Annotated in this window: 18 protein-coding genes, 1 riboswitch and 1 other annotated feature; of the genes, 7 read left to right on the forward strand and 11 right to left on the reverse strand. The window is 42.4% G+C overall.

Going from position 1 to position 17,819, the window contains the following annotated elements; translation table 11 throughout:
* Window positions 1–88: 88 nt before the first annotated feature.
* From FD44_RS03050 to FD44_RS03070, 5 genes are all read right to left on the reverse strand, one after another.
* Window positions 89–523 (reverse strand): MerR family transcriptional regulator, encoded by a 435-nt coding sequence (locus tag FD44_RS03050; RefSeq protein WP_010619141.1) that lies wholly within the window; start codon window positions 521–523, stop codon window positions 89–91.
* Between the two features lie 102 nt (window positions 524–625).
* Window positions 626–1,801: an MFS transporter gene (locus FD44_RS03055; protein WP_010619140.1), complete on the reverse strand. Its 1,176-nt coding sequence runs from the start codon at window positions 1,799–1,801 to the stop codon at window positions 626–628.
* A gap of 13 nt (window positions 1,802–1,814) precedes the next feature.
* Complete coding sequence (locus FD44_RS03060) at window positions 1,815–2,396, reverse strand: flavodoxin family protein (RefSeq protein WP_225423051.1); 582 nt, start codon at window positions 2,394–2,396, stop codon at window positions 1,815–1,817.
* 73 nt (window positions 2,397–2,469) lie between these two features.
* Window positions 2,470–3,063, reverse strand: coding sequence for a TetR/AcrR family transcriptional regulator (locus FD44_RS03065; protein WP_010619138.1), 594 nt, complete (start codon window positions 3,061–3,063; stop codon window positions 2,470–2,472).
* Between the two features lie 68 nt (window positions 3,064–3,131).
* A complete protein-coding gene (locus tag FD44_RS03070) occupies window positions 3,132–3,722 on the reverse strand; it encodes a TetR/AcrR family transcriptional regulator (RefSeq protein WP_010619137.1) in 591 nt (196 codons plus the stop codon).
* A gap of 65 nt (window positions 3,723–3,787) precedes the next feature.
* On the opposite strand from FD44_RS03070, the gene FD44_RS03075 reads away from it, so the two are divergent.
* Both FD44_RS03075 and FD44_RS03080 read left to right on the forward strand, forming a co-directional pair.
* On the forward strand, window positions 3,788–4,801 hold the full coding sequence (locus tag FD44_RS03075) for an amidohydrolase family protein (RefSeq protein ID WP_010619136.1): 1,014 nt from the start codon (window positions 3,788–3,790) through the stop codon (window positions 4,799–4,801).
* Window position 4,802: 1 nt separating this feature from the next.
* Complete coding sequence (locus FD44_RS03080; RefSeq protein WP_010619135.1) at window positions 4,803–5,114, forward strand: DUF2316 family protein; 312 nt, start codon at window positions 4,803–4,805, stop codon at window positions 5,112–5,114.
* A 66-nt stretch (window positions 5,115–5,180) separates the two neighbouring features.
* Here FD44_RS03080 and FD44_RS03085 read toward each other — a convergent pair whose 3' ends face one another.
* The 3 genes from FD44_RS03085 to FD44_RS03095 all read right to left on the reverse strand — a co-directional run bounded on the left by FD44_RS03085 (window position 5,181) and on the right by FD44_RS03095 (window position 9,359).
* On the reverse strand, window positions 5,181–5,615 hold the full coding sequence (locus tag FD44_RS03085; protein ID WP_010619134.1) for a VOC family protein: 435 nt from the start codon (window positions 5,613–5,615) through the stop codon (window positions 5,181–5,183).
* An 82-nt stretch (window positions 5,616–5,697) separates the two neighbouring features.
* Entirely contained in the window at window positions 5,698–7,068 is a 1,371-nt protein-coding gene (locus FD44_RS03090) for an Nramp family divalent metal transporter (protein WP_010619133.1), read from the reverse strand.
* A gap of 683 nt (window positions 7,069–7,751) precedes the next feature.
* The gene (locus FD44_RS03095) at window positions 7,752–9,359 is read right to left on the reverse strand and encodes a peptide ABC transporter substrate-binding protein (RefSeq protein ID WP_010619132.1); all 1,608 of its coding nucleotides are present in this window, start codon (window positions 9,357–9,359) and stop codon (window positions 7,752–7,754) included.
* A gap of 87 nt (window positions 9,360–9,446) precedes the next feature.
* Window positions 9,447–9,690 (reverse strand) — a binding site (T-box leader).
* Between the two features lie 173 nt (window positions 9,691–9,863).
* Here FD44_RS03095 and FD44_RS03105 point away from each other — a divergent pair.
* Window positions 9,864–10,700, forward strand: a complete 837-nt coding sequence (locus FD44_RS03105; protein WP_010619130.1) for an alpha/beta hydrolase — start codon at window positions 9,864–9,866, stop codon at window positions 10,698–10,700.
* A 57-nt stretch (window positions 10,701–10,757) separates the two neighbouring features.
* On the opposite strand, the gene FD44_RS10885 is transcribed toward FD44_RS03105, so the two are convergent.
* Genes FD44_RS10885 through FD44_RS03115 form a run of 3 tightly spaced genes read right to left on the reverse strand, consistent with a single transcriptional unit; the run spans window position 10,758 to window position 13,097 of the window.
* Entirely contained in the window at window positions 10,758–10,841 is an 84-nt protein-coding gene (locus tag FD44_RS10885) for an LPXTG cell wall anchor domain-containing protein (protein ID WP_081483990.1), read from the reverse strand.
* 12 nt (window positions 10,842–10,853) lie between these two features.
* A complete protein-coding gene (locus FD44_RS03110) occupies window positions 10,854–11,360 on the reverse strand; it encodes a hypothetical protein (RefSeq protein WP_133278358.1) in 507 nt (168 codons plus the stop codon).
* A 42-nt stretch (window positions 11,361–11,402) separates the two neighbouring features.
* Entirely contained in the window at window positions 11,403–13,097 is a 1,695-nt protein-coding gene (locus tag FD44_RS03115) for a KxYKxGKxW signal peptide domain-containing protein (RefSeq protein WP_010619128.1), read from the reverse strand.
* Window positions 13,098–13,391: 294 nt separating this feature from the next.
* Between FD44_RS03115 and FD44_RS03120 the strand changes: the two genes are divergently transcribed.
* The 4 genes from FD44_RS03120 (at window position 13,392) to tenA (ending at window position 17,788) form a co-directional block, all read left to right on the forward strand.
* Window positions 13,392–14,288, forward strand: a complete 897-nt coding sequence (locus FD44_RS03120) for a DNA/RNA non-specific endonuclease (RefSeq protein ID WP_010619127.1) — start codon at window positions 13,392–13,394, stop codon at window positions 14,286–14,288.
* A 124-nt stretch (window positions 14,289–14,412) separates the two neighbouring features.
* The gene (locus FD44_RS03125) at window positions 14,413–15,630 is read left to right on the forward strand and encodes an MFS transporter (protein WP_010619126.1); all 1,218 of its coding nucleotides are present in this window, start codon (window positions 14,413–14,415) and stop codon (window positions 15,628–15,630) included.
* Between the two features lie 232 nt (window positions 15,631–15,862).
* Window positions 15,863–16,915, forward strand: a complete 1,053-nt coding sequence (locus FD44_RS03130; RefSeq protein ID WP_010619125.1) for an acyltransferase family protein — start codon at window positions 15,863–15,865, stop codon at window positions 16,913–16,915.
* Between the two features lie 58 nt (window positions 16,916–16,973).
* Window positions 16,974–17,062, forward strand: a riboswitch (TPP riboswitch).
* Between the two features lie 48 nt (window positions 17,063–17,110).
* Complete coding sequence (tenA, locus tag FD44_RS03135) at window positions 17,111–17,788, forward strand: thiaminase II (RefSeq protein ID WP_010619124.1); 678 nt, start codon at window positions 17,111–17,113, stop codon at window positions 17,786–17,788.
* Window positions 17,789–17,819: the final 31 nt, after the last annotated feature.

Below are 17,819 nucleotides of genomic sequence, written 5' to 3' on the forward strand. Positions count from 1 at the left end.
CTTGACTTATTACCACAAGGCTAAATTATTGTTCATCATTATTCTAAACCTTAAAGTTCACTTCATAGCAACCCTTATTACTCACAACTTACTTTTCATCGTTTGATATAAATTTATCAGATTCCCACAACTTTTCCGTGTTATCCGCATCCATATCACCAGCCTTAAACTTGGCAACGTGATCATCGTAGGTCTCAATTTTATACTTCAAGATGTCTCTGGTTCTATTTAATTCATCAAATTTTTTATCTATTTCTTCAAGCTGTTCCTTCAAAAGGTCTTTTTGCGCATTTGAGACATCATGTTTCGATTGTGCCAATGTGGCAAACTCAATCATCGACTCAACTGACATCCCCGCCTTTTTAAAATTTTTAGCTAGGAAAACCCAATTCAAATCATTGGTTCTAAAATTTCGATAGCCATTTTCATCTCTACCAATGGGTGGAATCACACCGACTCGTTCGTAATACCGAATCGTATCAATTGAAATTCCCATTAATTCAGATGCCCGCTTACTATTCATTAACTCATCTCCTTACCTTACAACCACATCATAAACCTTAAAGTTAACTTCATAGCAAGCAAAGCGTTTCAATTTATCCAAATTACATCTGTTATTTAACACCTAAGCCATCGTCGGCTTTTTTTGTTTGATCCGAATCACAATGGCCAAAATTAATGTCAAACCAGCATAAACCGCTGCATTTAGCCAAAATAGATCTCGTAAATTCGTAATATTCAACCAATCTTGAATCAATAGTGACGTATAGGGTGACAGTGATTCTGCCAAATTATAAACGACCAGAACGATTGAAGTCGCTAATGCGTTACCGGTTCCCCCAATGTTGACGGCATTTAGAACCCATGGGAAGAAGAACCGGGCACCGATTCCAGTGAAGAAACCGCCAAGCATCGTCAACCAGGTTGTGTTTGAAACGGCAATCAAGCTCATCGCGAGGGCCAAAAAGACAAACGCAATGACTAAGATGTAATCCTTCATTAATAGGAACACGCGACCAAACAAAATTCCACCGAGCATGGCCCCTAAACTCAAGGATAAAATGACAAAGCTTGCGGAAGTTGCGGTCCCATATCCTGCGCTAACCATCAGAGTTGGCACTTTAATCCCCATAATCATATGGAAGGTAATCACAACAAAGGTCATCACAAGATAACCAAAGAGGGCTTTTGGCAGCTTCGCTTTTGAGGCAACTTTTGTTTCCTTAGTCGTAGTTACATCTGCTTTGGGAATGCTTGGCACAAACAAGGTAAATAAAATGAGTGCAGGAATCGTAATCGCATATGCCCAAAACGACATGTGCCAATTAATTTGAACTAATTGACCTGCGATAAAGGTGACTAAAACGCCACCCAAGCCTTCAAACGTGCTTTGAAACCCAAGCGTTTGTGAGCGTTCGGGTCCTTTGAAAAAGTAGCTGATGATGGTAACCAGTAATGAGTTAAACAGGCCGACCCCAAAGCCAAACAGCGCTCGAGACACCATCAATAAACTAAAACTATTGATAAAAATGGGTGATAAACCGGCAACTGCCGTCATGATAACCCCAACAATCACGGTTTGTTTTAACCCAATCCGTTTCGCAATCCAGCTACTCAATAGGACTGCAATCATTAAAAAGAATGACGGAATTGTTGTGAGCAGTTCAATCTGTGCCAACGGAACGTTTGGAAACGCCTTTGCCAGCACTGGAATATTTGCATTAATTGCGGGTGCTGAAGCGGTGATAACTGAAACTAGTAAAATGGATAGTTTCATTAACGTGTGATTTTTATTTTGCATGTTATTTCTCTCCTTAATCAATTGGTAGTCTGAGTAACCAGTTCTTAAACTGGTCTCGCGTACTCTCTAATTTCGTATCATGAATGGTGTAGCCGGGTAAAATCTTTGCGGATTTTGGTAGTAAGGCCTGCAAGACCATTTGCGTATCACCATTCCCGTAACCTGCATTTGTTGAAAACGACGTGACCGTTTTGCCGGCCAACTGATCTCCAACTGTTTCCAAAAATTGACGCATGGGGTTCGCAATGGTCATCGCCCAAATTGGGTGTCCCAGCAGGATATTGTCATACTTAGAAAAATCTGGCAGGTTCTTCGTGATGATTGCCGGCCATTCCTCCGGTTCACGTTCCGCCGTTGCCCGCTCCACTGAAGCTCGGTAGTTTGCTGGATACGGGCTCTCAACAACCAGTTCCACCATGTCTGCCGTTAACGTTTCTTGAGCAAAAGTTGCTTGGGCTTCCGTATTACCACTTCGCGAAAAGTAAACAATCAACGTCCTCGTGTCATTGGTTAAAATTTGCATTGGCTTATTCTTCGCATTCGTATCAGCACCATCTGAAACGGCGCCGCAACCCTTAGGTAAGTTTGTCATCATCAATTCTCTCCTTCTATAATAATGACCATTAGTCATATTTACTGTTTAAGTTAACCACCATTTCTGGTGGCTGTTAGTTTGTTTGAATGAGGTAATCGCGTAATAGCGATGGTAACTGTAAATCGCAAAATCGTTTGACGGTGGTCACTGGATTAACGGTTTCAGGCGAAATACACCAAGTTAATAAAATGCCGTACATTTCGGTTAGCATCAATTGCGCAATTTGGTGAACGGGCGTCGTGATTTTTAATTTACCCGCATCAATGAGTTTCATCAAAATTCGTTCAAACGACTGAACATCGAACTTCCATTTATTACGATTGGCCGATGAGGCACTGACGTAGCTGATCCACTGGCGGGCAAGTTCGATTTTGGAATTCTCAATCACCGTCATGTAATCAACCAAATAATTTTTGATTACATCAAATGCATCCCCAGAAACCGCCTCATTGTCGTCAATTACATTAGCAAAATGTTCCTTGCTGAGTTCAAAAATGAGATCCTCTTTTCGCTCAAAGTAATTATAAAACGTGCCTTTGGCGATTCCCGCCGTTTTGACAATTTCATCAACTGAAATATTTTCATAACCGCGTTGCACAATGAGCTGGTCTGCAGTATCTAATAATTTTTTTCTGGTTGCAATGGCGTTATCTTCTCTCTTGCCCACTTCTATCACCTCGAAAAATAGTATACAACGTTTTAATTTAAAAAACAATGACTAATGGTCATTTATTTTTATAAATCTGGAATGAGCTTCCGATACAGCTTCAATATGGCCGCTTTTGATAAGGGTTCAGGTGCCTGAACGACCTGTTGCGCAAATTGGAGAATGGTCGCACCTAAGAAGGTTGCCACAAAGGTTCTATTGGGCTCCGGATAATCTCGCAAAATTAAGATTCGTAGTGCAGCACCTGAAATGACCGGTTCAATTCGAGGACGGCTTTGACTCCAATTCATTAATCGAATCAGATCGAAATTGGCATCAATTATGTTTACCAGTTCTTGGCTCCCGGTCTCAAAGTCCAGAAAGGTTAATTGATCCACCCGCGCTTCGAGTTCCGAAATCACAATGATAAACTGAACCGTCAATATATCGCGTAGATCTTGATGATGACGGTAAAAAGTCGCTCGAGAAACGTTGGCTTGTTCGCATGATGCTTTGACCGTTATCTTATTAAAATCTATGTTTCTTCCATAATAATGTCGCAAGGCTTGATAGAGCTTTTGCTGACTCTTTTTAGATCTAGCATCGATTGCCATAGGATTACTAAGTGGAATACTTGCCATTTTAATTTGGTATGATACATTGTGCCTAATATGTATCATAAACTCCTTTTTTTCTTAGTATAGCACCCTTACAATACATAATGAATCGGAAAGGACTGTTCACCTTGAAAACCATTACCGTGGAAGAACATTTTGAATCACAGCTGGTGACCGACCTTATGACTAAGGTAACCGGAAAGCCTACCGTTCCGTCATTAAGCGAAGATATGCTCACCTATATGCGGACAACGTTGCCAACGTCAGCCATTATGCAGGATGTCACCAAAAATCGACTAAACTTTATGGATCAGAATGACATTGATATGCAGATTCTGTCCTACGGCAACTCGCAACCCCAAAATATGGATCCAAAATTTTCAATCGATATTTGTCGGGTCGCTAATAATGAACTTGCCAAAATTGTAAATGAGAATCCTGACCGGTTTGGTGGTCTAGCCGTCTTGCCTGTCGGAGATCCCCAAGCCGCAGCCACTGAATTAAAACGAGTTGTCGAGGACCTCGGACTGAATGGCGTGCTCTTCAAGGGAAATTATGGTGGAAAATATTTCGACGACCCCTTCTTTCTCCCAATCTTTCAAATGGCAAGTGACCTGGACGTTCCTGTTTACTTTCATCCCTCGTTTATTCCAAACGACATTGCCCAACATTATTATGCCAACGATAACTGGTCAGATGTTGTGACCGGAATTCTCTCCTCTGCTGGTTTTGGCTGGCACATGGACGTTGGTATTCAAGTGATGCGTATGGTTATTTCTGGTATTTTCGATAAGTTACCCAATTTGAAACTCGTTTCTGGTCACTGGGGCGAATTAATTCCAATGTTCCTTGAACGATTAGATGACGAACTTACGCCATACGCTGGATTGAAGCACCCCTTTAGCACCTACTACCGCAATAACGTTTACGTGACGCCAAGTGGCATTTTGGCAGAGCCCCAATTACGGTTTATCCTGGATGAAATGGGTGCGGATCATCTTTTATATTCGATCGATTACCCCTACAAAACACCAGAAAACAGCGGAACATTTTTGGAGACGGCTCGTTTAACTGATGAGCAACGGGAGAAAATTTTCCATAAAAACGCAGAGACCATTTTTCATTTGAAAGGAGAAAAATAATATGACCTTAAATCCTAAACAATTAGACATGACCCGGCACGAGCTGCAACAAAATTTTGAGCTTAGTGGCTTGACGAAAAAGCAGGTCGCAACTGACCTCAATATTAGTGAAATCAAATTAGACCACCTATTTAACCTCAATCAACAATCCCTGGATGACCCTTGGATTTTGCGCAATTACCTCATTGAAAAGGTGCAGGAGGCTGGCAAGGAGCCCGTCCCATTCTCAGCAATGGGTGGTGATTGGCACCGGCACTGGTTCCTGAATAGTGAGGCGATAGATGCGCGCCAAATGACGCCGGGAGATAATTAAAGAAGGTGCGATAAGCTAAAGAGGAGAAGACAAAACGTTAGTTTTGTCTTCTCCTCTTTCTATTTACTATTCAATCACTAACATATCATGTTCATCAAATTGCCAATCCTTGGAATAGGCCACTTCCCAATAATAGCCATTAGGATCTTGGAAGTAACCGCTATAGCCACCCCAGTCGCCCCAAACCGGTTGTTTGACGATCACTGCGCCATTTTGCTGGGCATTTTCAAAAACAGTATCGACCTCTTCCTTCGATTTCGCATTGTAGGCGTGCGTCACGCCATTAAAGGTTGTGGGCATTGGATTGTCCTCAGCCTTAATGCCGATATCCTTCAATAGTTCATCATACGGAAACAGTTCTAATTTAGTACCCGTGTTATTGAAAAAGACGATGGTATCAGCCATTTTATCGTTCGGTTCGTCAAACCCGATTGCTTTGTAAAATTTGCGTGAGGCTGCGAGATCATTGACGCCAAGACAGATTAGATGAATGGTATTCATGGAATCATCTCCTATTTTTGCTTAAATTATAGCACGAAAAAAGGCTTGGCCACTTATGGCAAGCCTTCATTATTATTCTTAATTAGCTGAATACACCAACCGTTTGCAAGATTAGGTAAACATTTAAAGCAATCAAAACGATAGTTGATGTCCAGGCGCTGTACTTAACCCAGGCGTGATTCTTGAACTCGCCCATGAGCTTCTTGCTACTGGTGAAGATAACCAGTGGCACCACTGCGAATGGTAGTGCAATACTCAAGAAGACCTGTGAGAATGTCAGTAAGTTTTCAATCTTTGCTTCGTCACCGTGGTAATAAATGGCAAATGCAAGCACTGGTGTTACTGAAATCAATCGAGTGAGTAATCGTTGTGCCCAAAGTGGCATCTTCAATCGAATGAAACCTTCCATAATAATTTGTCCTGAAAGGGTTCCAGTAATCGTTGAACTTTGACCTGATGATAACAGGGCAACGGCGAACAACATACTGAGCATTGGACTGGCAATGGCACCTACGATTTGGTGATTACTTAGAGCGTTGAATAAATCAACGAAACGACCAAGTGAACTGTCAGTACCGAAGAACAATGCAGCTCCCAAGATTAAGAGCAAACTGTTCACGATAAATGCGATGAACAATTGGATATTTGAGTCAATTGTTGAGAACTTAACGGCCTTTGCAACGCCTTCGCGGTCGCTACGGTCAATCTTCCGTGTTTGAGAAACGGATGATCCAAGGTATAAGTTATGAGGCATAACCGTTGCACCAATGATACCAAGTGAAAGGTACAACATTGAGTGGTTCGTAATAATCTTATCTGAAGGAATGTAACCGTTCATGATACCGCTGATACTTGGGTTAGAAAGTAAAACTTCGTAAGCGAACACAAGGAGGATAACCCCAACCAGCGTTGCCACGATTGCTTCAATTTTCCGGAAACCAAGCTTCATTAATAATAGCAAAATCAATACGTCAGCAGTTGTAATCACAATACCGACAATCAGTGGAATATTGAATAACAACTTGATAGCAATCGCTGAACCGATAATTTCAGCAACATCCGTCGCCATAATTGCTAATTCAGTGATAACCCATAGGAAAATTCCCATTCCCTTTGATGTATGTTCACGGGTTAGTTGAGCTAAATCTTTTCCCGTTACGATTCCAAGCTTTGAAGACATTGCTTGTAGCAACATCGCAATCAAACTGGAAATCAAGATGACGGCTAATAAACTGTACTTGTACTGAGCGCCACCAGCAATTGATGTAATCCAGTTACCTGGGTCCATGTACCCCACGGCAATCAAAACACCTGGTCCTGTATATGCAGCTAACGTGCGCCAGAAACCGGCACCCTTTGGTACTTCAATACTTCCATTAACTTCATCCAGACTCTTGCTTCCTGCTGGATCAATATCTAAATTCGTTTCTTCATTAACACTTGTTACTTTCATTGTGTTCCCTCTTTTCTATTAGCTTAGAAATTCAGGTGATCTTCAAATTGATTAAATTGACAGATCTTGATTTATAGAAGTTTAAACGCAGCTAGTTTCTCTGAACTAAATATTTTTAAACAACCATCAATCGCCATCATTTTTTACAATCCAAAACCTCCTCAAAATTATAAGACGTTACTTTTTCGTCCTTACATACTATAGCACCTTTATTTGCTAAGTCAACAGTAATCTGGAATTTAATTGTGCCCGTTGAGTATAAAGTTTGGACAGCCTAACTTTATGATAAAAAAGCCAGTCCAACTTGAAGTGGTCTCCCAGATTGAGCAGATTAAATTCAATTTTCACCCTTTTCTCGATTTACAATGGCATAAATCCTACTTCAAATTCGATTTTTGTCGTTTTCTCAATTTACAACGGCGTACATCTCACTTCAAATTCAATTTTCGCCTTTTTCTCGATTTACAATGGCGTACATCTCACTTCAAATTCGATTTTTGCCGTTTTCTCGATTTACAATCAATTATATCCCGATTCAAATTCAATTTTACATAAAAAAACCAGTCCACTTCTGGACCGGTTCTCCGCTTGGTTGATTCATTATGTGTTTTGTACGAGTTGTTGCTATGTTTGGAAGAAAATAGTAATCCTAAATTTTCCGTCATCACCTCCAGATATGTGGGTTATTTCCAATAGGCATACTTATATTGAACGGCATTTAACATCCCGTAATGAATGCCACCAATTTTCGTACTCAATAGGTTGGCAGTTGCTGGCTGATACAAAGGAATCGTTCCTTGAATTGCCATTAGTCGTTCGTCAGCCTGTTGAATGTAGTTGGCGCGTTCCTTATCCGTATACTTGCCAAGGTTGTTCGCCTTAGCCATTAAGGCTTCATACTTGTTGTCAGTCCATTGGGTAAAGTTGATGGTGTTCCCCTTTGTGGCTAAGTTCATCATGTCGGTTGGATCAGGATATTCGGTTGAATATCCGGTTAGATTCATTTCAAATTTACCGGAAAAATCGCGGGAAACGTGTTGGGCATGTGGAATTGACGTGATTGAAATTTTAATTCCAGGAAGGTACTTCTCAAGTTGCCCTTGAATGTATTGGCCCGCCTTCTTATCGGAATCGGTATCATCCGTTAGCAGCTCCATCGTGAGCGTTGATTTACCAGTTTCCTTCTTAAAGGTGTTCCAGTATTTCTTAGCTTTAGCGAGATCGTACGTTTGCAGCTTATGGTTGCCATAGTAATCCTTTCCGGTTCGGGGATCCTGGTACTGATCCTTAATAATTTCACTTTGAGCCGCAACCGATCCATCTTGAAGCACTTTATCGGTGATGGCGGAACGGTCAAGCGCATTACTAACGGCTCTCGCTAAATTAGGATTGTTTAGGGTTTTGTTTTTGGCGTTAAACATCAAGTAGTTCAAGCGGTTTTGCGGTGTGATGTGCAGGCTCTTCAACTTAGCGTCTTCTTTAACAAATTGGCCGGAAACCTGCGTCTCTTGAACCTCATCTGATTTGAATAAATTTTGCGCGGTGTTTGGATCAGAAACGACCCGCGCATCAATTTTACTAATCTTGGTATCCTTGGCATCCCAATATTGCTTATTTTTACTGTATGACCAGGAATCCTTGGAAACGTTCCAGTCAGCTAATTTGTAGGCGCCGTTAGAAACCGTTTTGTCACTGCTGGTCCCGTACTTGCTCCCATATTTAGCGATGGCATTGGTACTTAATGGATAAATTTCAGTTAAAAGGTAATCAAACCAGGAAGATCGCTGGCTCAGTTCAATTTGGAGTTTATATTTGGAAATGGCTTTAACGCCTAACTTACTAGTCGCCATTTTGCCGGAATAAACGCCCTCATAATTTTTGATTGATTTCAAACTATCTGTATTTTGAGATTTCGTTTTTGGATCAAGGTGGCGTCTAAGAGAAAGAACAAAATCTTGGGCAGTCACCGTGTCGCCGTTACTCCACTTTGCGTCTTTTCGTAAAGTAAACGTGTAAGTTTTGCCATTATTTGTGGGCTTAACAATTTTGGTTGCGACCCCAGGAATAATTTTACCGGTGGCACTCTTTGCGTAGAGGCCTTCATATAACTGGTTTTGAATGAGGTCTGAATTAGTGTCCAGCGTCTTGTCGGGGTCGGTGGTCATTGCTCGACCAGGAATCGTGATGTTCAGCGTCTTGTTGGTACTACTCGCTTGCGAATTGCCGCAAGCTGCTAATAAGAGACTACTCGCTGCTAAAATTAAAGTTCCAATCAATTTGTTATGTTTCATGTTAAATCCCTCCAAAAATAATTTTGGCAAATAATCGATTACTGCTAAAAAAATAAACAAAAAAAAGCCCTGCAAGACCTAAAGTCTTAACAGGGCGTTCACACGCGGTACCACCTGATTTTGTTGTTGCCAAAATGGCGACAACCTTATTCGTACAGTAACCTAAATTACGATACGTCAACACGGTAATGGGTGTCCCCATCGCAAACTTTGATTACTCATCGCTCGCGCCACTCAAAGGCTACTTTCATTCATTAGGTTAGGCTTCCTTGCACCGAACGAAGCTCGCTTAACTAACTGCTTGAATTACTTTCCTTATCTGTGTGTTTAATTTCTCATTTATTTTTAATGTACTGAGTATGCCTTATTTTTAGGGGACTGTCAACCCTTAAAATTAAAATAAGATTAAAAAGTGAATCTTAACTTTTTTAGGCTTTTTAATTTGCCGCAAGATGCTTATTATGAATTTAAGGGAGTTCAGACCACCTACAGGAGGTGTATCCAATGACGTATATTCGCGCAAACTTATCCTTATTTATCGGAATCATTTTAGTCTCATTTCTCATCTTTTTTGGATTCGGCGTCTTTGTGTCCAATCATTCAACCAGTCGAGCAGCTTACCATCGACCAACCCTTTTACTAACTGGATACGGTGCGGTATCAGATACGTTTGACGCAATGATTTCCCGAGCCGAGGTTAAAAAGGACAGCCAGGCCACGGTCATTGCCACCATTCATCAGAATTCGGTTAGCTACCAAGGCAAGTGGCATCCCAGTGATAAGCACCCAATGATTAAGGTTGTTTTCGCTGACAACAAGATGTCCTGGATGGACAATGCCAAATGGCTGAATCGCCTACTTTCTAGTTTGAAACAAAAATATGGCATCAAAACCTTTAACGCCATTGCTCATTCTCGTGGCAGTCTCGACTTACTGGTCGCATATGGAGAAAAGCATCCTTTAAAATTAAAGCGCGCCGTTTTTGTCGGAGCTGCTGCAAACGGGCACCTTGGCCAAGATGATAAAATTGGGCGAAACTACTTTTTGAAGAATGGACAACCCAAATACAAGCATCAAGCTTACGCTGATATTACGAAACACAAACAGGATTTTCCAAAGGGAACCCATGTCTTAAACCTTTATGGTAACGTTGGTAATGGATCAGATACCCACGTCACTAATGTTTCAAGCCAATCGCTTTATCCAGGGTTGGGCAGTCGTTTTGCTTCATACCAGCAAAAAATGATTAAGGGAAAGTACGTTTCTCACCACTGGATTATTCGCAAAAATGGCCAAGTGCGCAAATTGGCGCTGAATTATATTTGGCGGTCAAATAACTAAATCTTTGAACACGACAACACAAAAAATCGGCATCCCAAGTGGAATGCCGATTTTTCATTATTTATCCGTTTTTCTTCTTCTGAATCCAAAAAGTCCCGCAAATGCCGCTAGCAGCGTGATGATTCCCGCCCAAATGCTCATCGAACTGGATTGTTAATTTGTTTGTGGAAGTTTGTCAGCACTTGTACTCGTCGTGGCGTTCGAACCCGTCCCATCAGTTGTCGTTGCACTAGTTGGCGTTGTAGTCGCATCGGATGCTAAATCGGTAACACCACTTTGACCACTGCTGGTAGTGCCGGTACTTCCCGACCCATTTTCTGCATTCTCAGCCGTTTCAACCGCAGCCCCGCTAGCTGTGTTGCTTACTGCTGACTCGGTGTTGGTTGTGCCAGTAGAATCAGTTGACGCAGCACTAGTCGTTGTTCCCGTATCACTACTTTCATCAGACCCAGTCGTTGAAGCTGCATCAGTTGAAGCACCACTGCTCGTTGTCCCAGTTGTGTCGGTGTCAGTGTCAGATCCCGTAGTCGTACCACTTCCTGTTCCAGTATCCGTATCTGTGCTGGTGCCAGTATCAGTGTCACTACCTGTGTCTGTATCCGTGTCTGTACCCGTGTCTGTACCCGTGTCTGTACCCGTTCCAGTATCCGCTGCACTCACAACCACGTTAACGGTTTTGGAAATCGTTGTCCCGTTGACCGTTTAACTGTACGTTGCTGTGTAGGTTCCAGCTTTCGAAGTATCGACATCGTCCGTTTCAGTCACGTCTGCATACGTTAGCGTATCACCCGTTGATGGATCAACTAAACTGACAAAACTGTCAGTTTCTGGATCCCAAGTATCACCGACCGTCAAAGAAGCATCTTTGGCGTCAATGACTTGAACCAATTCGACATATTGACTTCCATTTGCCATTTCAACACCCGAAGCCGTTCCGACAACATTTCCATCTGTATCGTAGATAGTGAGACCCGAATTATTCATCGTGTAGCTATAGTAAGCGTATGGCTCACCCGTACTACTATCAAATTTGATCGTGTAGCCATCAGTATCAACAGCTGCTTGCGTTGAGCTGGTGTTAATGTAAAAGTTTGAACCACTATAGAGAACCGTTTGACCGGCCGCGACACTAGCACCGTCATCGAAATTATCAAATGTAATGTCACCATCCGCAACGTCCGGCATTAGACTCTGAATATCGCTGGACACCATCGTATAAGTCCCATCGCTATTTAAGATAGTCCCTATATATTGACCGCCAGGATCCGTTGTCGCTAATTTAGCAAATCGTGCCGTAGCAGATGTCTGTTGCGCCGAATAGCCATTTTCAACATCGTAGTTAATGTCGCCGTATGTCATTGTTGCCGTGCCATCATAGACATTAAGATCGTCCGCATTGGTCAGGGTTAGTGGCGTAGACAAGTTGACGATTTGACCAGCAGCCAAAGTTCCAGTAATCTCAACTGCGATTAATTGATCCCAGGTGAAATCAGGATAGGCGGCTTTCAGTTCTGTTAACGTCAAATATTCCCCACCCTTAATCGAGTAGAGAAGTTGCAGTGATGTGGAAGTATTGGCTTCATTGCTGTAAGTGAGTTCCAAACCGGTGGCTGAAATTCGCGAAGCATCGGCGACAACGGTTGCTGTCGTCCCAGTACTCGTAACGTTATAACTAGGTAGCAGTTGGATGTCTTCAATGACCTTATCCGTATCACTTGTATTAGTGACGGAAGTATTTTCGTTCAAATCGGTTGCCGTATCGACATTGACAATGGCCGAAACACCCGAATTATTTGTCTGCGAGTCACCGGTTGAAACGGTATCACCGGTACTACTGTCCGTTGCCGTCACCGTGGTATCGTGCGTTACGTCATTTTGTGTTGAAGGCGTACTCGTTGACTCAGAAGGATCATTATAAATAGTGGTTGAATCGGCATCGGCAGTTGTGTCGGCGGTATCATCAGTTGTGCTAGTTGCACTTACATCACTAGACTCACTAGTCGTGTCAGCCGCCACGGTAGCAGCCGTTTTAGCCTGTTTGGTAGCGGTGCTAGTTGCGGCAGTTGATGACTCAGCTGAAGTCGTTGCAGCTGTCGTGTCGGCATCAGTCGCCGTCGTATCCGAACTAGTGCTAGAGGTACTTGATGCAGCAGTTGTAGCGGTTCCAGACGTCGTAGTCGCGGCATCACTACTGTCAGCCGCATCCTCACTCCCTGAACTACCGCTAGACGTGGTTGTTGCAGTGGCAGTCGTTGTTGCCGTATCACCAGTGGTATCGGCGCTGGCGGACGAATTTGAAATTGCCAATCCTGTTCCAAACGTGATGACGGTAATCGCAGCAAATACCCAATTCCTGCCGGACTTGTATATCTTGAAACGAACTTTTTGTTCACTCATACTAAAATCTCCCTACATTTGAAGTTTTGTATTTGTAACCGTTATTAACTTAACATCATCTTTACCAGCAGTTACGCAACTTTATTTAAACGTTTAAAAACGTTCCCTTTTTTATCATATTGTTTAAATGAAGGTTAATTGAAGATTAATTGAAGATTAAAATCATCGTGCGTCATCAATAGCTAGTTAGCATTGAATAATCAACCAAACTCTGGAATAATATACCTATGCCGTTGGGGAACGCTTCCATCTTTATCATTTAAGCGGCAAAAACACATTAAAGGAGTGGGGTCATTGAAACAACATCGTAAATTTTTAACCATTATTGTTGTCTTTTTTGCATTATTTTCCGTAGGGGCGACTACGGCAATCGTCAACCCAGAAACTGCCCAAGCAGCCACGCACGTTTACGTGACTGAAACGGGTAAGCATTACTTTTATCACAAAGGTAATAAAGGACTTAACCGCGCAAAGAAAATCTACAAGGTTACTTTAAGTGCCGCCAAAAAGCACGGCTTAACTTTGGCAAAGACGGACTACAAACCGGGCAAACGAAAGGTCGTTAAAAAGACCACCGTTAAGAAGGCCAAGGCCGCAACCAAAAAAGCCAAGAAATCAGCGGGAAAATACGTTACTTCTGGGAAATATAAAGTAAAAGTTCTCAACAGCAATAAACCTGGCTTCTCAAAAGCCACCCTTTCACTTAAAAAGGGGGCATGGCAAAAGTTCGGTAACTTGGATCGATTGAACCGGGCTACCACTGCTAACGCCATGCTAAATAAAAAGTTGATGCCTAAAGGTGAGCGAGAAGCCCTTTACGTGAACCCGACCGCTTGGCACAATAAAAAAATTAAAACTGGCTGGCTTTATAACCGGAGCCACTTAATTGGTTATCAATTAACGGGTCAAAATAACAACCTGAAGAATCTCATTACTGGTACTCGCGAGCTCAATGATCCCGGCATGGTAAAGTATGAAAATAAAGTTGCTAGTTATCTAAAATCTAGCAAGAAACACTATATTCGCTATCAAGTTAAACCAGTTTTCAAGGGAAACAATCTCCTCGCAAGCGGCGTTCAAATGAAGGCTCAATCCATTCATTCAAACGCGGTTCGCTTCTCAGTTTACTTACCTAATACGCAACCTGGCATGAAGCTTAACTATGCCACTGGATACAGTAAGGTTAGCTAATTAATTTTCCGTACAACAATAACTACGAAAATAAATCATCATTCCATTTTTTACTTTGGAATGATGATTTTTTTGTGAAGAACTACTATGATAAACGTTATAAATCAATTTAGGAGATCATCACATGAACGCATCGAAACCAGTACAATGGAAACGAAACTTATGGGCCCTTTGGCTTGGCAACTTTGTCACGGGTGCCGGGTCCAGCATGAGTTTGCCATTCTTACCCCTATTCATTTCAGAAATGGAAAATTACTCCAAAGCCGAATTAAGCATTTTAAGTGGGGTCGCATTTGCCGTCACCTTTCTCAGTCAAGCAATCGTTTCACCGTTATGGGGGAAATTAGCCGATCGGACGGGTCGTAAGCCAATGCTGATGCGGGCCGCCGTCGGAATGACAATCACGGCCACCCTCACTGGTTTGTCACCAAACGTTTGGATTCTGATTGCCTTGCGACTTATTCAGGGTGCCTTTTCCGGCTATATTAACAACGCCTACGCCCTGATGGCCAGTGAAGTTCCAATGAACCAAAGTGGCCGCGTGATGGGCACCCTCACAACTGGTAACGTCGGTGGGCAATTAATTGGTCCCATTATCGGTGGATTCTTAGCTGGTATTTTGGGCTACCGGATTCCGTTCTATTGCTTTGGTGGCTTGATGTTGATTGCATCACTATCCACCCTCTTCTTTGTGAAAGAAGATTTTCATCCCACAACCAGTCAGGACAAATCCGAGAGTCCGTTTGCCCATATCAAAAATCCTTCAATCGTTTGGACGATGATTATTTCGTCCATGCTGATTCAAGCGGCAACGACCTCCATTAACCCAATCTTGAGTCTCTTCATCAAAGAACTCATGCATGGTTCGGGTAACGTGGCGTTTGTGAGTGGGGTAATTGCGGCGCTTCCCGGTATCGCGACTATTTTCACAGCACCACAATTGGGGGCGCTTGGTGATAAAATTGGCCCGCAAAAAGTCCTCATTGTTGGACTCATTTTCTGCGGGGTCGTCTTCTTCCCAATGTTCTTCGTGACAACCGTTATTCAACTAGGGATTCTCCGCTTCTTGGTCGGAATTTCTGACGCCGCCCTGCTACCCGTCACGCAAACGGTGATGACGCTAAACACCCCCAGCGAAGTTGTGAGTCGGATTTTTAGTTACAATCAATCCTTCCAGGCAATTGGATCAGTGATTGGCCCATTGTTAGCCTCGGCTGTTGCGAGTGCCTTAGATTACCGTTATGTCTTTCTGATGACCGTTCTTCTGGTTCTCATTAATTTGGTTGTCGTAACGCGAGCATATCGCAAGGATCGTAGAACTACTCAATCAATGACAAAGTAAAAGAACTAATCAAAAACGATTAGCTCTTTTTTTGACTTATCTATGAAATTGATATTATGAAAACAATTAAATACTAGCTCCTGTCCTAATTTTTGTTTGAACCCAAAAAATAATTTATTTGCTAGTGAATCCTGTAACCAACTTGTAACCATTAAACAGCTGAAATGACACTTTAAAACACTTAGTATTATAATGGTTATTATTCGATAGAAAATATAGGGGTGACAAAATTATGAAGCGTCAACGAATCCAGTGGATTGACGTTGCAAAAGCCTTTGGGATTATCGCCGTCGTTTTAGGACATAATTTACCGTATCATGGGGCTTTTTTCCATTTTATATACTGGTGGCACATGCCACTGTTCTTCATTGTTGGGGGCTTTTTCCTCAAACCAATCTCAAATGATTTACATAAGATTATTCCAACGTGGTGGGCATTCTTTAAAAAGCGCATTTGGCCGTTACTGATTGGCTACTTTGTCCTAGGTGCCTTCTTCATCCTGGCGTATCACTTTATCTATGATAAACAATGGTGGTATACCCGGGGCTATTTCCTTCGATTACTTTGGGGTGGCCGAACGCTGAACCTTTACGTCACAAATTCGTGGTTTATCGAAGTTTTCATTCTATCGTTAATCGTCACAACGTTCGTGATTACCTACGTTAAATCAGTTCGCCTTCAATACATTCTTGCTTTTCTAAGCCTGATTGTTGGCATGTCCTACACGCACATCACAATTTGGAAACATTTTAACTTTTACGCAACGCCGTGGGACTTCGATATCACATTTCTCGCCTTCTTCTTTATGTTCATGGGGCGCGAATTTTTCAGACACGCACGCCAACTGATTGAAAAATGGTATGTGGTTCTGGGCAGTATGGCCATCGGTGCGTTCTTGCTGTACATGGAGCATTTGGATAAATTCCACTTTGCCTTCTTCATGAAGTCACACAGTATCAACGCCCGCCCTGCCAACGCGACAACCTGGGTTGCCATCGTTCCATTTTTAATGGTCGCAGGCGTCTTCGGAGTTTCGTACTACGTTTCCAAATGGATTCCATTTACCGGTGGCTTGCTTGCCATCATTGGTGAGCATTCATTGGTCATCATGTACTGGCACCGATTCATTTTTGACATCATGGATCGAATCGGCTGGACCTCATGGCAATGGCAAGTTGTTGCGGGGGTTCTGTTACCGGTCATTGTGATGGTCCTGTATCAGGCAATCAAGCAAAAGATTCAAGGCAATAAAAGCTCACGAAATTTTAGTTCTAGTAAAGATTAGAATAAGCAGTATTTGTCAGACTTTTAAGCTATAATAATCGTGTAACCATAAAACTAAATTTATCGGACTGGGGTGCCATTTGGCTGAGATTAGACCCATTGAACCTGTGCAGTTAATACTGACGAAGGAAGTCGAAAAGTAAGCGACCCCTTGCGTTTTGTAGGTGGTCGCTTTTCAGTCTGGAAGGGAATTACGATGAAATTTACTGATGATTTATACACGACGGCTAAACCGCTTTGGCAAAAGAGCATGCGCCATCCATTTATTCAGGAACTAGCGGCTGGAACGCTTCCACTGGCAACATTTCGCTACTATCTCAAACAGGATCAACACTATTTAATGGAATTTGGTAAATTGCACGAAATTATTGCCGCAAAAGTGACGGATCCTCAAGATAAAGGCATTTTATTAGCAGGCGCTGGCGCTGAAGACAACGAAGAAACGCTCATCCGCAACGATATGCTTAACCAGTTAACAATTTCTCAAGCTGAAATTGCCGCAACCCCTTTGTCTCCAGCAACCTATAAGTATGTGACTCACATGTACTACGAACTGAACGCCGGTTCCCCGGCACGGGCAATTGCTGCACTCCTCCCCTGTTACTGGCTGTACAGCAACATTGGGAAGCAGTTAAGTCATGCAACATCCCCCGTTCCCATTTATCAGCAATTCATTGACGGCTACGCAGCTGATGCGTTCACAACCGCAACGACGGATATGATTGACCTCGTTAACCGCGAAAGTACGGCAGTTGATGCCGCAGAACAAGTCGACATGAAGGATGCCTTCATGAAAAGTAGTGAGTATGAGCTCGAATTCTGGGAAATGGCTTATACCAAAGAAAAATGGCCGTACGAAAGCTTAAGTATTTAAATCAATACGTGAAAAATGGTTTAACCCAACG

The sequence above is a fragment of the Secundilactobacillus malefermentans DSM 5705 = KCTC 3548 genome (assembly GCF_001436395.1).
Lineage (GTDB): Bacteria > Bacillota > Bacilli > Lactobacillales > Lactobacillaceae > Secundilactobacillus > Secundilactobacillus malefermentans.

Coding starts and splice junctions, on each gene's coding strand:
- FD44_RS03050 (WP_010619141.1), bottom strand. CDS start 523: ATGAATAGTAAGCGGGCATCTGAATTAATGGGAATTTCAATTGATACG.
- FD44_RS03055 (WP_010619140.1), bottom strand. CDS start 1,801: ATGCAAAATAAAAATCACACGTTAATGAAACTATCCATTTTACTAGTT.
- FD44_RS03060 (WP_225423051.1), bottom strand. CDS start 2,396: ATGATGACAAACTTACCTAAGGGTTGCGGCGCCGTTTCAGATGGTGCT.
- FD44_RS03070 (WP_010619137.1), bottom strand. CDS start 3,722: ATGATACATATTAGGCACAATGTATCATACCAAATTAAAATGGCAAGT.
- FD44_RS03080 (WP_010619135.1), top strand. CDS start 4,803: ATGACCTTAAATCCTAAACAATTAGACATGACCCGGCACGAGCTGCAA.
- FD44_RS03085 (WP_010619134.1), bottom strand. CDS start 5,615: ATGAATACCATTCATCTAATCTGTCTTGGCGTCAATGATCTCGCAGCC.
- FD44_RS03090 (WP_010619133.1), bottom strand. CDS start 7,068: ATGAAAGTAACAAGTGTTAATGAAGAAACGAATTTAGATATTGATCCA.
- FD44_RS03095 (WP_010619132.1), bottom strand. CDS start 9,359: ATGAAACATAACAAATTGATTGGAACTTTAATTTTAGCAGCGAGTAGT.
- FD44_RS03105 (WP_010619130.1), top strand. CDS start 9,864: ATGACGTATATTCGCGCAAACTTATCCTTATTTATCGGAATCATTTTA.
- FD44_RS10885 (WP_081483990.1), bottom strand. CDS start 10,841: ATGAGCATTTGGGCGGGAATCATCACGCTGCTAGCGGCATTTGCGGGA.
- FD44_RS03115 (WP_010619128.1), bottom strand. CDS start 13,097: ATGAGTGAACAAAAAGTTCGTTTCAAGATATACAAGTCCGGCAGGAAT.
- FD44_RS03125 (WP_010619126.1), top strand. CDS start 14,413: ATGAACGCATCGAAACCAGTACAATGGAAACGAAACTTATGGGCCCTT.
- FD44_RS03130 (WP_010619125.1), top strand. CDS start 15,863: ATGAAGCGTCAACGAATCCAGTGGATTGACGTTGCAAAAGCCTTTGGG.
- tenA (WP_010619124.1), top strand. CDS start 17,111: ATGAAATTTACTGATGATTTATACACGACGGCTAAACCGCTTTGGCAA.